Raw genomic sequence first — 14604 nt, 5'->3', positions numbered from 1 at the left:
ACCGCCGATGCAGGCGGCAGGCGTCAGTTCTTGCAGCCTTCCAGCTTCAACGCCTGCCCCGGGCGGATCGCGTACTTCGGTGCCTTCAGCTTGTTGGCCTTGGCGAAATCACCCAGGTCGCAATCGAACTTGCGGGCGATGCCGGTCAGGTTCTCGCCACGCTGCACCTTGTAGGTTTTCGGCTTTGCCGGCGTTGCGGGCTTGGGCGGTGGCGGCGCGTCCTGCGCGGGGAGGCTGGTATCCGCGGCCGCGTCGGGTGCGGTGGTCATCGGCCCGATCCGCACCAGCGCGGACTGCACATTGCTGGCCACCAGCTGTTCGGCCAGTTGCGCGCGCTTGCTGTTGGCGCCGCAGTTGAAGCGGTACAGCCAGGCGATGCGGGTGGTGGCGTTGATCGCCGAACCGGCCGGAATGGTGCTGTCCGCATCCCAACGCGGGTTGAGATTGCGCAGCGCGCGCATGTAGCCGTCGCGCGAGCCGTAGTTGCCCAGGCAGATGGTGAGTTCGTAGATCGAGGCAGGTTGCGACAGCGTGATCGTCGCCGGGCGGGCGCTGACCCGCGGCCAGCGGATGCCGTATTCCTTCGGGTGCAGGAACAACCAGGCGGCGGCGATCACCATCGGCACGTAGTCCTTGGTCTCCGCCGGGAACTGGTTGTACACGTCGTAATTCCAGAAGCTGCGCCCGCCGCTGCCCTGGTACACGCGCAGTGCGCGGCCCTCGCCACCGTTGTAGCCGGCCAGCGACAGTTCGATGCTGTTGCCCAGCTGAGCCATGCGCTCGCTCAGGTACTGCGCCGCGGCGTCGGCCGAGGCGGCCGGGTCGTAGCGGGTATCGAAACCCGTACCGTCATTGCCCAAGCCGAAGCGGCGACCGGTGGCCGGCATGAATTGCAGCGGCCCCACCGCGCCCGCGCGCGAACCCGCATGCACCTTGCCGTTGGATTCCTTGGCCATGATCCCGAACAGTAGCGCTTCCGGCAGGCCGTGGCGCTTGAACGCCGGCGACATCAAGTGCTGCATGTAGCGGTAGTTCTCGTAGCTGTCCATCAGCGACGGCCGCATGTCGGTCAGCCAGCGGCGGATGCCGGCCTGCACCGCCGGGTTGAACTGCACCATGCGCACGAAACGCTGGCCGTCATCGCTCAGCAGTGAGGACGCGTTGGCCGAATCCGGCACATTCGTGGATGTGAAATCGCCTTCGTCGATCGGGTCCTGGTCCTCGTCGAACACCTCCTCGCCCAGCTGCGGCGTGGCCTTCAACAGACGCTCGTAGGTCTCCAGCATGGGCGGTACCGCGCATCCGCGCTGCTTGCCGCAGGCTTCGACCACCGCCCTGATTTCGGCCAAAGCCGCATTACTTGCGGTAGCGGCGGCTTCCTCGTCCTCCGCCAGCATCGCGTCGCGGTAGTGTTTTTCGGCGGCCTCCATGCGCTGCTGCAAGACCGCCGTGGCGGCCAGGTCGCGCTTGGACTGCGCATGGACAATGGGGGCAGGAACGGCGGCGATGCAGGCAACCGCAAGTGCGGCGAACAGGGAAACGCGAGAGGACATGGAAACTTCGGTGACGGCGTGGGGCTGGCAGGGTAGCCGTCGCGCGCGTGCCGGGGCAACCTGCCGCCAGTCATGGAAGCGCGGCCGCCATCGCATAGAATCGACGCATCCCGCATTCACTTTGAACCGCGGACGATTACACACAGGAAGACGCATGGATCCGATCCTCGTAGGCAAAGCCGTCACCACCGACACCAGCGGTAACGTGTTCCTGTTGCCGAAATACGGCAATCGCCACGGTCTGGTCGCGGGCGCCACCGGCACCGGCAAGACGGTCACGCTGATGACGCTGGCCGAGGGGTTCTCGCGCTTGGGCGTTCCTGTGTTCATGGCGGACGTGAAGGGCGACGTGGCCGGACTGGCGGTGGCGGGCACGCCAAGCGACAAGTTGCTGCAGCGCGTCGCCGAGATCGGCGTGCAGGATTACCGCAACGAAGCGAACCCGGTCATCTTCTGGGATCTGTACGGCAAGCTCGGCCACCCGGTGCGCGGCACGGTGAGCGAGATCGGCCCTACTCTGCTCGGCCGCATGCTGGAACTCAACGACACCCAGGAAGGCGTGCTCGAAATCGTGTTCAAGTTGGCCGACGACAACGGCTGGCTGCTACTCGACCTCGACGATCTGCGCGCGCTGCTCAGCCACGTCGGCGAGAACCGCAAGGACATCTCGACGCAATACGGCCTGGTCAGCACTCAGTCGATCGGCGCCATCCAGCGCGCCTTGCTGCAGGTCGAACAACAGGGCGGCAACGCGTTCTTCGCCGAACCGGCGCTGGAACTGTCCGACATCATGCGCACCACCCAGGACGGGCGCGGCATGATCTCCATCCTCGCCGCCGACCAGCTGATCCTGAAGCCGCGTCTGTATTCCAGCTTCCTGCTGTGGTTGCTGTCTGAACTGTTCGAAACCCTGCCCGAGGTCGGCGACCTCGACAAACCGAAACTGGTGTTCGTGTTCGACGAGGCGCACCTGCTGTTCGACGATGCGCCGCCGGCGCTGCAGCAACGCATCGAACAGGTCGTGCGCCTGATCCGCTCCAAGGGCGTGGGCGTGTATTTCTGCTCGCAGTTCCCCGACGACGTGCCCGACAACGTGCTCGGTCAGCTCGGCAACCGCGTGCAGCACGCGCTGCGTGCGTTCACCCCGCGCGACCAGAAAGCGGTGAAGACCGCCGCCGAGACCTTCGTTACCAACCCTGACCTCGACGTGGCGAAAACCATCGGCCAGCTCGGTGTTGGCGAAGCGCTGGTGTCGATGTTGCTGGAAAAAGGCGTGCCGATGCCGGTGGAAAAGACCCTGATCGCGCCGCCGCGTTGCCGCATGGGCGCAATCACCGATGCCGAACGCGCGCAGGTGCGCGCCGGTAGCCCGGTCGGCGGGAAATACGACAAGCCCATCGACCGCGAATCCGCTGCCGAGAAACTGGCCCAGCGCCACGCGCAAGCGGACGCACCGGATCCCGGCGCTGGCAACGCCGGCAGTGGCGCCGGGCAGGCACCGCAGCCGCAGCAAGAAGGCAGCGTCGGCGGCTTTTTCCATGATTTCCTGTTCGGCTCCACCGGCCCGCGCGGCGGCAAGCGAGACGGCATCGTGCAACAAGTCGCGCGCAACGAAGCGCGGCGCCTGAGCACCCAGGTGCTGCGCGGCGTGCTGGGCAGCATCCTCGGCGGCAAACGCTGAGCGCGCCCTTTCTCGAATACATCCACTTCCAGAGACGAGCCATTCCGATGAATCGATATCGCACCATTGCCCTTGCGGGCCTTGCCGTATTCGCCCTCAGCGCGTGCAAGCGCGAAGCCGAAGCGCCGCCACCGGTTGAGACCGCCACCGCGCCTACCGAAGAGATCAAGAGCGCGGTGATTTCCGAAGTCGACCACAACTCGCCGGCCAGCGCCTCGCCCACGTTCGACGTCAAGGCCTTCGCCGGCACCTACAACGGCACCATCCCGTGCGCCGACTGCCCCGGCATCGATGCCAGCATCGCCTTCTCACCCGAAGGCAAGTACACGCAAACCCTGCGCTACCAGGAACGCGAGAACAGCAGCGTCAGCGAAGGCAACTGGACGCTGGATGCCGATGGCAAGCGCATCCTGCTGGATCCGACCAGCAAGGAAGAAAGCGACAGCTGGGTGGAAGTGGTCTCGCCCACCGAAGTGCGCATGCTGGACGGCGAAGGCAAGCCGATCGACAGCGGCCTGAACTACAGCCTCAAGCGCAGCTGAGCGATGGGGCGCTGGCGCCCGCCCGCCGCGGGCAGCACCGCACTGATCACCCGCGAGGGCCACGACCGCCTGAAAGCGGAACTGGACGATCTGTGGCGCGTGCAGCGGCCGGAGGTGGTGCGTGCGCTGGCCGCCGCCGCCGCCGAGGGCGACCGCTCGGAGAACGCCGAATACACCTACCGCAAGAAACAGCTGGGCGGGATCGACCGCCGCGTGCGCTACCTCAGCAAGCGGCTGGAAGCGCTGAAAGTGGTCGATGCCGCGCCGTCCGACCGTGACGCGGTGTTCTTCGGCGCCGAAGTCGAACTTGAAAACACCGCAAGTGGCGAACTGCTGCGTTACCGCATCGTCGGCCCGGACGAGACCGATGCGCAACGCGGCTGGATCAGCATCGACGCACCGCTGGCGCGGGCGATGCTGAAGAAGCGGGTAGACGACGAATTCGAAGCGCAACTGCCGGGTGGCGTGGTGCGCTTCGCCATTCTCGAGATTCGCTATAACGACTGAGGCTCAGTCGTTGTATTCGACCTCGCCATACAGGTCGTGCTCATCGCTGCCCATGATCCGCACCCCGACGAATTCGCCCGGCGCAAGGCCGGCTTCACGCCCGTCCTGGATCTGCACCAGGCCATCGATCTCCGGCGCATCGGCCATCGAACGGGCAATGGCGAGGTCGCCGTCGATGGCATCGACGATGCAGGTCTGCACGCTGCCCACCTTGGCCGCCAGCCGCGCTTCGCTGATCGCCGCCTGCCTTTCCATGAAGCGCGCCAGGCGTTCCTGCTTCACCTCTTCCGGCACCGGATCCGGCAGTTCATTGGCCTTGGCGCCGTCCACCGGCGAATAGGCGAACGCGCCGACGCGATCCAGCTGCGCTTCGTCGAGGAAGTCCAGCAGCTCTTCGAACTCGGCTTCGGTCTCGCCGGGGAAGCCGACGATGAAGGTGCTGCGGATGGTGAGATCGGGGCTGATCGAACGCCAGCGCTGCACGCGCTCCAGCGTCTTGTCCACCGCACCCGGCCGCTTCATCAGCTTCAGCACGCGCGGGCTGGCGTGCTGGAACGGGATGTCGAGGTAAGGCAACAACTTGCCTTCCGCCATCAGCGGAATGATCTCGTCCACGTGCGGGTATGGGTACACGTAGTGCAGGCGCGTCCACACACCGAGCTCGCTCAGCCCCTCGCACAGCGCCTTCATCCGCGTCTGGTAGACGTTGTTGTGCCACAACCGCGTCGCGTACTTCAGGTCCACGCCGTAGGCGCTGGTGTCCTGCGAGACCACCAGCAACTCCTTCACCCCGCCACGCACCAGTTTTTCGGCTTCGCGCAGCACCTCATCGACCGGGCGCGAGACCAGGTCGCCGCGCATCGACGGGATGATGCAGAAGCTGCAGCGGTGGTTGCAGCCTTCGGAAATCTTCAGATACGCGTAGTGCTTCGGCGTGAGCTTCAGGCCGTAATCCGGCACCAGGTCGATGAACGGATCGTGCTTCGGCGGCAGCGCGGTATGCACCGCGTCCATCACGCTGGCGTAGTCCTGCGGGCCGCTGATCGACAGCACGTCCGGATAGGCCTCGCGGATCACTTCGCTGCGCTTGCCCAGGCAACCGGTGACGATGACCTTGCCGTTCTCCGCCATCGCCTCGCCGATGGCGTCCAGCGATTCGGTCACTGCGCTGTCGATGAAGCCGCAGGTGTTGACCACCACCACGTCGGCATCGTCGTAGCTTTGCACCAGGTCGTAGCCCTCCACCCGCAGCTGGGTGAGGATGCGCTCGGAATCGACCAGCGCTTTGGGGCAGCCAAGGCTGACGAATCCGACTTTGGGTTGCTGCAGGGACATGCACGGGCACCGCGAAAAGGTGCGAAATTATACGCCCCGGCCTGACCGCCCTCCTGGAGCACGCCCATGGGTCGCTGGATTCCGCTCGATACCGCCGCCGGCCCCGTCCGCGCCTGGCTGGCGCAACCGGACAAACCGCCGCGTGGCGCGGTGATCGTGCTGCAGGAAATCTTCGGGGTGAACGCGCATATGCGCGCGGTGGCTGACGGGTTTGCCGCTGATGGCTTCGTCGCCATGGCGCCGGCGCTGTTCGATCCGGTGCAGCCGGACACCGAGCTGGGCTATGACGAAGCCGGCTTCGCCCAAGGCCGCGAGTTCGTCAACGCACTCGGCACCGATCGCGCCCTGCAGGTCATCGCGGCTACCGCCCGCTGGCTGCACGAAGCCGGCCATCGTCCCGGCGTGGTGGGCTATTGCTGGGGCGGCACGCTGGCCTTCCTCGCCAATACCCGGCTCGGCCTGCCGGCGGTCAGCTACTACGGCGCGCGTACCGTGCCCGTCCTGGGCGAGGAACTGCGTGCACCCATGCAATTCCACTTCGGCGGCCACGACCCCAGCATCAGCGCCGAGGACATCCAGCTCCACCGCGAATTGCAGCCGGACGCGCAACTGTTCGTGTATGCCGATACCGGCCACGCCTTCAATCGCGATGTCGATCCCCGCCACTACCACGCCGCCAGCGCCGCGCTTGCGCGCGAACGCACCCTCGCCTTCCTCGCCGAGCACACCTCATGAACGCCTGGCACCTGCACCCGCAACTCGCGGACGACACTGCGCCCGTCATCGAGCTTCCCTTGTGCGAAGTCCGCTTGATGGACGATGCCAACCATCCCTGGCTGGTGCTGGTGCCGCGGGTGGCCGACATCGTGGAATTCATCGAGCTGGATCCGGCCCAACGCGCCCAGCTCACCACCGAGATCGATGCCGCCTGCCACGCACTCAAGGCCCTGTTCAAGCCGGACAAGCTCAACGTGGCCGCGCTGGGCAACCTGGTACCGCAGCTGCACGTGCACGTGATCGCCCGCTACAAGACCGATATCGCCTGGCCGCGGCCGGTCTGGGGCGCGGCGGATGCCAGGCCGTATGCGCCGGAGGAACTGATCCAGCGCGTGCGGGCACTCGGCGCGGCCTTGGCCTGAAACCCGGCTTTCCGCCGTTCTCCCTTCAAATAGTCGGCAGATCGCCGACCGCTGCATCAAGGGTTTGACGCAACCGGAATGGATTCCGCGGCACCACGGATATAGCCGACGCCACAGGTCTACCGAATCCATCCTTGCAAGGCAGATCCCATGATCCTGCGCCGCGCCGTCGAGCATTTCCGGAAGCAGGACTGGACGGCGATCGGCATCGAATTCGTGCTGCTGGTGCTGGGCGTGTTCCTCGGCATCCAGGTGTCCAACTGGAATGCCGAGCGCCATGATCGCGCGTTGGAAGCGACCTATCTGTCGAGTCTGGTCGAAGACATCCGCAGCGATGTCGCGGAGAGCGACGAGATCACCCGTATCTCGACCCAGCGCATGGCGGCGCTCGGTTACCTGATCCGCAACGCGAGCGGCAAGGCCTTGCCCACCGGCTTCGATTCCGCGCGCGGCAGGATCGCGATCGAGAACGTGCCGCCTTACGACGCAAGCGATCCAAGGTCGATCGGGATCGCCATGTTCATCCTGACCACATTGAAGGGCAATCGACTGACGTACGACACCCTGATCGACAACGCCGGCATCGGCGTGATCCGCGATCCGTCGCTGATCCGCGCCATTCGCGCCTATTACGCGGCGGTCGACGGGGCACTGGTCTTCGAGACCGAGATGAAGCAAAGCCGGGTCGCCTTGATCGATGCGGAGCAGCAAGCCGGCCTGTCCCCCGCCGATGACATGCCGGCGGACGAAATCGTGCACGCCTTCGCCGGGAACCCACGCCTGCTCGCCGCCGCCAGGAACTACTGGCTCTACACCAACCGGCACTTGAAGCTGATGCGCGAACTGCGCATCGAAGCCAACGCGATGATCGCAAGAATCGAGCGCGAGGAAGCACCATGATCCTGCGCCGCCTCAGCCAATCGCTGAAGGAGCAGAACTGGACGGCCATCGCCGTCGAGTTCGTGCTGCTGGTGCTGGGCGTGTTCCTCGGCATCCAGGTCAGCAACTGGAACGCCGAGCGCGAAGACCGCCTGAAGGGCGAGGTCTTTACCCAACGCCTGAGGACCGACCTGCGCGGGGAGGACTGGGCCTATCAGTTCGCGCTTGCCTACAACGGCGAAGTGCTGGCCAACGCGAACCGGGCGGTCGAAGCGCTGGAGGGCAAGGCGCCACTGTCGGACGAGGCCCTGCTGGTCGCCGCTTACCGCGCCACCCAATACCGGCAGCGCAACCGCCGCGGATCCACCTACGACGAACTGATCTCGACCGGCAACATCGGCCTGATTCGCGACCAGACACTGCGCAACACCGCGATCCAGGCCAACAACATCGCCACCTTCGACAACCTGACGCGCGAAGGCATGCAGTCGCGCTATCGCGAGGCCTTCCGCATGAGCCTGCCGAACGACGTGCAGCGTGCGCTGGCAACGAACTGCGGCGACCACGTCATCCAGCCCGGCGACTACGCAACCATCCACGGCAACCTCGATTACCCCTGCAGCGCCGGCCTGTCCGCGCAGGTGATCGCCGAATCGGCGCGCGCGCTGCGTTCCAATCCCGACATCGTGCGCTTCCTGCGCCTGCGCATCGCCGACCTCCAAACGCGCATGTTCGACTTGACCAGCAACAACCGGGAACTCATGCAGAACCTGCGCGCCATCGCCAAGGAGCAGCCATGAGTGGGCCGCTGGAGGAGTCCGCGAGCTCCGCACACCGCTCGCACTGGCGGCGCTTCTCGCCCTCGATGGGTTGGCGCGCGTTCTGGAGCGAGATCCTGATCGTGGTGGTCGGCGTGGTGATCGCGCTCGCCGCCAACGAAGCAGTGCAGGACTGGACCTGGCGCAGCAAGGTGCAGGATGCCGAGGTGCGCCTGCGGGACGACATCGCCTGGGCCTTCCTGTGGGGAGCGGAAGTCTATGTCAGCCAGCCCTGCATCGACGCGCAACTGGCGGCGTTGAGCCGCAACGTGCTGGACAGCGGTGACACCCTGACGCCGCAGCCGGTCTACACCGCGAATACCACGCTGCAGTACGTGGTGCGCATGCCCAACCGTCCGCATCGATTCCCGGTGTGGGACACGCTGGTGGCCGATGGTACCGCCGCCCACTTCGCGCCGCAGCGCCAGGTCTACCTGGGTCGCATCAGCGGCGACATGGCTCAGGCCCGCGAGAGCACGGCGGAAGCCCGCCACCTCAATGGACGATTGATGACAATGCGCGACCCCATCGCGCTCGATCCTGCGGTACGGGCGGATCTGCTGACCAGCATCAACGAACTGCGTTTCCTCGGCAGATACGAGGCGCTCGCCGCCCAGCAGCGCATGCGCAGGATCGCCGACGCCGGCAACGCGCCGTCAACCGACATCGTCGAACTGTTTCTCAACGCATCAGGCAAGCACCCGTCCGGCGCCGACTATTCCGGCATGGCGCAGTTCTGCACGGCGCGGGGCCTGCCGATCGCGGATTGGCGCGATTACCGAAAGATCACGGTTTCCATCGGCGCTCCCGGCATGGGGATTGGCAAATGAACGCGCGGAGGAATTCGCCATGATCCTGCGCGGCCTTGCCAAGAACCTGAAGGAGCAAAACTGGACGGCCATCGTCGTCGAGTTCGTGCTGCTGGTCTGCGGCGTGTTCCTGGGCATCCAGGCCGCCAACTGGAACGAGCAGCGACGCGAACATGCGCTGGAAGCCGAATACATTGCGCGGCTGCAACGCGATTTCAGCGCCATCGATGCGCGCCTGTCCATCAACCTGACACGCTGGGAGGACACGGCCGCTGCGCCGGTCCGCTTGATCAACGACCTGGACGCGTTCCGCCAGCGACGCGCATGGCCGCGTGCCAAGGTCGAGATGCTGGGGGACCTGGATGCCACCATGGGCAGTCGGATCCCCGCACCGCGCGCCGCCAGCTATGTCGAATTGCTCTCCGCCGGACGGCTGGGACTGCTCCGCGACAGCCGTTTGCGCGAGGCGCTTGCGGACTACGACACCCAGGCCGGCTTCACCCTGAAGGCCTACGACGTGCTGGTGCAGCGCGTCGACCCGCAGCGGCCAACCCTGGTGAGGCACATGCAGTTCGACCGCAGCGCCGATGCAGCGCAGTTGGACCCGCAGAAGATCCTGCGCGATGGCGGGGAACCATGGGCCGATGTGGACCTTGCGCGATTGGCGTCTGATCCGGGCATCGAGACGGCCCTGAACACGTTCGCCAGTGCTTCGTTTGCCCACGTGCTCAACGTCCGCTTGCAACAAGAGAAAGCCGTCGCCGTGATAGCCCTGCTTGAACCGGATGCCAAGCGCACCGAGGGCACGCCGCCATGATCTTTCGCCGCTTTCCGCAATCGCTGAAGGAACAGAACTGGACGACGATCCTGGTCGAGTTCGTTTTGCTGGTCTGCGGCGTGTTCCTCGGCATCCAGGCCGCCAACTGGAACGAGCAACGCGCGGAGGACGCCAAGGCGCAGGCCTACCTGGCCCGCATCCGCGTCAACCTGGAAGCCGACGTGACATCGATCCAGCGCCGCAAGGCGTTCTGGGGCCAGGTGATCAACTACGGCAAGGCCGCCACGCACTATGCGGAAACCGGCGAGTTGGTCGATGGCTCCGCCTGGAAAACGGTGCTGGCGTTCTACCAGGCCAGCCAGCTGTGGCAGTGGGTGACCTCGGACTCGACCTATCAGGAAATGCGCAGTGGCGGCGAGCTTGGCCTGATCCATGACCAAGGGCTGCGCGATACGCTGTCGCAGTACTACCTGGAGAACGGTTCCGGCACCGCCTACCTGTTCATGCTGCAACCGGAGTACCGCAGGATCGTGCGCGGGCTGACGCCTTCGGTAGTGGCCGACCATATCTGGGCGAAGTGCTGGCAGCAGCCCAATCCGGGCGAACAGTACCTGTTCGATTGCGAGGCACCGATCACCGAAGCGCAGGCGCAGGCCGTACTCGATGGCTACATGAAGGATCCCAACTTGTTGCGTGAACTGCGCTTCTGGGTGGCCAACCAGACCGTAGCCCTGGGCGTGATCGAAAACTACACGCCGCTGCTGCAGAACATGCTGGCGCGTGAAAAGGCTGCGGCTGCACGATGAACCTCATCACCGAACTGCGCCGCCGCAACGTCATCCGCATGGCCGGCTTGTATCTGGTCGGCGCGTGGCTGATCACCCAGGTTGCCGCCACCGTGCTGCCGCTGTTCGGTGCACCGGACTGGGTGGCGCGCAGCGTGATCGTGGTGCTGGCTATCGGCTTCGTCCCTGCCCTGATCATCGCCTGGGTGTTCGAGCTCACCCCGAGCGGGCTGAAGCGCGATGCAGACGTTTCTCCGGAGCAATCCATCGCCCCGCAGACCGCGCGGCGGATGGATCGAATGATCATCGTGGTGCTGGTGCTGGCGCTGGGCTATTTCGGCTTCGACAAATTCGTGCTGTCGCCGCGCCGCGATGCCGCATTGGTGAGTTCGGTGCAGACACAGGAGGCGGCGCGCACTGCGGCCAAGTCCGTCGCCAAGGCGAGCGATCATTCCATCGCAGTACTGCCCTTCGTCAGCCGCTCGAACGAGGCCGACAACGAATTCTTCGCCGATGGCTTGTCCGAGGAAATCCTCAATTCGTTGGCGCGCATCGACGGCATGCAGGTGGTCGGGCGCACCTCTTCCTTCCAGTTCAAGGGCAAGGACGACAGCCCACACGACATCGGCGAAAAACTCGGCGTGGCCAACGTACTGGAAGGCAGCGTGCGCCGCGAAGGCCAGCGCGCGCGCATCACCGCGCAACTGATCCGCACCAGCGACGGCAAGCTTCTGTGGTCGGAAACCTACGACCGTACATTGCAGGACACGCTGGCGGTGCAGCTGGACATCGCCGAAAACGTGGCCGGCGCGCTCAATGTGCTGCTGGACGACAAGCAACGCGCAATGATGCGCAAGGCCGGCGTGGGCAATGTGGATGCCTTCATCGCCTACCAGAAAGGCTGGAAGCTGTACCTCGATGCGCACCGCGACGAGAAGATCAGCCTGCTCGATGGCCTGCGCCTGGCGAATGCGCAGTTCGACAATGCCATCGCGCTGGAACCGAACTACTCGATGGCGCATTACGCCAAGGCCGATCTGTACGAACACACGCTGATCGACGACCGCACCACCCAGGCCGAGCGCCGGGACGCACAACGCGCCGTTCTGCAGACGCTGGCGCGCGCCGCCGAGACCGGCCCGGATGCGCAGCAACGCGAGTTCGCACTGGCCGAGCGGCAGATGCTCAGCGACGATTGGCGCGGCATCGCCACCCGGCTGTCGGATGCGCTGGCGCAGCCCGGCTGCGGCGCACCGAACTGGATGCCGGTATTCGCCAGCGCCTTCGGTTATGCCGACGCGCTGGAGCCCGTGCTCGAACGCGCCACCGTGTGCGATCCGTTGAATTCGATCAACTGGAACACGCGGGCGTGGGTGGCGCGCGCCGCCGGCAACGCCGGGCGCGTCCAGTCGATCTATGCGCAGTTGCGCGGCTACAGGCCGGGACTGCCGCAGAGCCCCCAGGAATACCTCGCACAGGCGATGCTTGGGCACAAGGACGCCCTGCAAGGTCGCCCTGCCGCATTGGCCGATCCCGCAGGCACCACCTATGGCATCGCGATGCAGGTGGCCCGGCTGCGCGGGATGGATCGCACGCAGGCGCACGCCTGGATTCGCCCGGGGACACGCACCGACATCAAGATGATGCAATGGCAGATCGTGGATCTGGTCGATGCCGCGCTGTTCGGCCAACGCGAAGAAGCCAATCGTCTTGCCGCACAGCTGGATGCGCGCCCGGCCGGCGGCTTGCTGCTCGCCATCGCGGTGACCTATTGCGGCTGCGGCGCGCCGTTCGACCTGTCCGCCACGCCCAACTTCAAGGCGCGGCTGGATGAATCCGGCCTGCCCTGGCCGCCGCCGGTGGCGATCCGCTATCCGTCGCTGTCGGTCGCAACACCATGACCCTTCTTACCGAACTCAAACGTCGCAACGTCATCCGCATGGCGGGTTTGTATCTGGTCGGCGCGTGGCTGGTGACGCAAGTGGCAGCCACACTGCTGCCGGTGTTCGATGCGCCGGCATGGGCGATGAAGGCGGTGGTGGGCGTGCTGGCAGCCGGCTTCATTCCGGCGGTGGCGTTCGCCTGGGCATTCGAGCTGACCCCCGATGGCCTGAAGCGCGATGCCGACGTGCCGCCGGAGCAGTCCATCGCCCCGCAGACTGCGCGACGAATGGAGCGCGTCTTCCTGTTGTTGCTGGCACTGGCGCTAGGCTTCTTCGCCTTCGACAAATTCGTGTTGGCGCCGCGCCGCGAGGCGGCGCTGGTGGCGGACACCACCAAGGCGGTCAAGGCCGAGGCCGGCATCAGCAAGACTGCGGTCAGCGAAAAATCCATCGCGGTGCTGCCGTTCGACGATCTCAGTCCGGCGAAAGATCAGGCCTACTTCTCCGACGGCATCGCCGAGGAATTGCTCAATGCGTTGGCCCAGGTGCAGGGCTTGAAGGTGGCCGGGCGCGCATCATCCGCGTACTACAAGGGGCGCAACTTGCCGCTGGCGGAACTCGGCAAGGCACTCGCCGTTGCGACAGTGCTGGAAGGCTCCGTACGCAAACAGGGCGAGCAAGTGCGGATCAGCGCGCGCCTGACCCGCGTCAGCGACAACCGCCAACTCTGGGCCGACAGCTACGACGGCGATTTGAAGGACGTGTTTGCCCTGCAGGAACGCATCGCCCGCAACATCGCCGGACGCCTGCAATTGCTGCTCAACGACCGCCAGCAAGCACAACTGGTCGATACCGGCACCAGCAACCCCGAGGCCTACCAGCTGTACCTGCAAGCGTCATCGATCTTCAACCGTCGCGACCGCACCCGTTTCCTGGATGCCATCGCCGCCCTGCAGCGCGCAGTCAAGCTCGATCCCAATTACGCCCGCGCCTACGCGCGTCTGGCATCCCTGTATGTCGTGCTCCCTTCCTATACGGATGCCGATCCGAGGCAGGCGAGTGAGCAGGTCATGCGCCACGCTGCCCAGGCGCTGGCCCTTGATCCCGATTCGGCAGAAGCCTGGGCAGCGCGCGGTGCCTCGCTCAGCAAGTTCCGCGACACGCAGCTGGAAAGCCGCGACGCCTACGAACAGGCGATGCGGATCAACCCGAACGACCCGAACGCGGTGTTCTGGAACGGACTGAGCCTGCTGACCACCGGTTACCGACGCCAAGGCACGGCGCAGATCGAGCACACCCTGGCACTGGATCCGATGATGCCGAATGCCCTGCGTTGGCGCGGCATGCTGTACCTGCAGGATGGCGACTTCACGCGCGCAGAGCCGATGCTGCAACGCGCCTACGATCTTGGCCTGGTGAACACTGCGAACGCGCTGTCGGAAATCGCCATGCACCACGGCGACGCGGAGGCTTCGGCCCGCATGTGGGTGGACGGCAACATGGGGCTGGACTTCAACATGACGCGCGATGAACTGGCGGCCGTGCATCGTGGCATTTTCGGCAATGCCGCTGCCAAGCAGGAAGCCGTACAAACGTTGCAAGGCGTGCTCGCCAAGCTTGGATCTAAACGGGCGATGCCGACGTTGCCCTTGTACCTGTTCCGGCTGGATGCGCCGAAATTGGGACTGGAGATATTGAATACGCGGCAAATGGGCGAAGGCATCGACGCGATGAACTGGATCTGGACGCGCCAAGGCGCACCGATCCGCGCCCTGCCCGAGTTCGACGCCTATCTTCGCGCCTTCCATTTCCCGGAAATCTGGGACAAGTACGGCCCGCCGGATATGTGCACGAAGTCCGCCGCTGGCGACTACGTCTGCCAGTAATCGGCGTCC

Annotated in this window: 14 protein-coding genes; 12 read left to right on the top strand and 2 right to left on the bottom strand. The window is 65.4% G+C overall.

From position 1 onward, the window contains the following. Positions 1–23 precede the first annotated feature (23 nt). On the bottom strand, positions 24–1553 hold the full coding sequence (locus G7079_RS06605) for a transglycosylase SLT domain-containing protein (protein ID WP_166056553.1): 1530 nt from the start codon (positions 1551–1553) through the stop codon (positions 24–26). Between the two features lie 154 nt (positions 1554–1707). Here G7079_RS06605 and G7079_RS06600 point away from each other — a divergent pair, with 154 nt between their 5' ends. The 3 genes from G7079_RS06600 to greB are packed head-to-tail and all read left to right on the top strand — an operon-like array spanning position 1708 to position 4283. Then, complete coding sequence (locus G7079_RS06600; RefSeq protein ID WP_166056552.1) at positions 1708–3234, top strand: helicase HerA-like domain-containing protein; 1527 nt, start codon at positions 1708–1710, stop codon at positions 3232–3234. A gap of 47 nt (positions 3235–3281) precedes the next feature. Next, positions 3282–3776 (top strand): copper resistance protein NlpE, encoded by a 495-nt coding sequence (locus G7079_RS06595; protein ID WP_166056551.1) that lies wholly within the window; start codon positions 3282–3284, stop codon positions 3774–3776. Between the two features lie 3 nt (positions 3777–3779). After that, positions 3780–4283, top strand: a complete 504-nt coding sequence (gene greB / locus G7079_RS06590; RefSeq protein ID WP_166056550.1) for a transcription elongation factor GreB — start codon at positions 3780–3782, stop codon at positions 4281–4283. A 3-nt stretch (positions 4284–4286) separates the two neighbouring features. Here greB and rimO read toward each other — a convergent pair whose 3' ends face one another. Then, positions 4287–5618, bottom strand: a complete 1332-nt coding sequence (gene rimO, locus G7079_RS06585) for a 30S ribosomal protein S12 methylthiotransferase RimO (protein ID WP_166056549.1) — start codon at positions 5616–5618, stop codon at positions 4287–4289. 66 nt (positions 5619–5684) lie between these two features. Between rimO and G7079_RS06580 the strand changes: the two genes are divergently transcribed. From G7079_RS06580 to G7079_RS06540, 9 genes are all read left to right on the top strand, one after another. After that, on the top strand, positions 5685–6353 hold the full coding sequence (locus G7079_RS06580) for a dienelactone hydrolase family protein (protein WP_166056548.1): 669 nt from the start codon (positions 5685–5687) through the stop codon (positions 6351–6353). Next, a complete protein-coding gene (locus G7079_RS06575; RefSeq protein WP_166056547.1) occupies positions 6350–6757 on the top strand; it encodes an HIT domain-containing protein in 408 nt (135 codons plus the stop codon). Before G7079_RS06580 ends, G7079_RS06575 begins: the two co-directional genes overlap by 4 nt. 150 nt (positions 6758–6907) lie before the next feature. Beyond that, a complete protein-coding gene (locus G7079_RS06570) occupies positions 6908–7657 on the top strand; it encodes a hypothetical protein (RefSeq protein ID WP_166056546.1) in 750 nt (249 codons plus the stop codon). After that, the gene (locus G7079_RS06565; protein ID WP_166056545.1) at positions 7654–8436 is read left to right on the top strand and encodes a hypothetical protein; all 783 of its coding nucleotides are present in this window, start codon (positions 7654–7656) and stop codon (positions 8434–8436) included. Before G7079_RS06570 ends, G7079_RS06565 begins: the two co-directional genes overlap by 4 nt. Further along, complete coding sequence (locus tag G7079_RS06560; RefSeq protein WP_166056544.1) at positions 8433–9284, top strand: hypothetical protein; 852 nt, start codon at positions 8433–8435, stop codon at positions 9282–9284. The genes G7079_RS06565 and G7079_RS06560 overlap by 4 nt, the downstream gene beginning before the upstream one ends. 19 nt (positions 9285–9303) lie before the next feature. Beyond that, entirely contained in the window at positions 9304–10080 is a 777-nt protein-coding gene (locus tag G7079_RS06555; RefSeq protein ID WP_166056543.1) for a hypothetical protein, read from the top strand. Then, positions 10077–10847, top strand: coding sequence for a hypothetical protein (locus tag G7079_RS06550; RefSeq protein ID WP_166056542.1), 771 nt, complete (start codon positions 10077–10079; stop codon positions 10845–10847). Before G7079_RS06555 ends, G7079_RS06550 begins: the two co-directional genes overlap by 4 nt. Continuing rightward, entirely contained in the window at positions 10844–12727 is a 1884-nt protein-coding gene (locus tag G7079_RS06545; protein WP_166056541.1) for a hypothetical protein, read from the top strand. Before G7079_RS06550 ends, G7079_RS06545 begins: the two co-directional genes overlap by 4 nt. Continuing rightward, complete coding sequence (locus G7079_RS06540; protein WP_166056540.1) at positions 12724–14595, top strand: tetratricopeptide repeat protein; 1872 nt, start codon at positions 12724–12726, stop codon at positions 14593–14595. The genes G7079_RS06545 and G7079_RS06540 overlap by 4 nt, the downstream gene beginning before the upstream one ends. Positions 14596–14604: the final 9 nt, after the last annotated feature.

Source organism: Thermomonas sp. HDW16 (genome assembly GCF_011302915.1).
In the GTDB taxonomy this organism is placed as follows: domain Bacteria; phylum Pseudomonadota; class Gammaproteobacteria; order Xanthomonadales; family Xanthomonadaceae; genus Thermomonas.
Note: the sequence above shows the minus strand (reverse complement) of the source record. Positions and strands in the feature narration are given on the sequence as shown.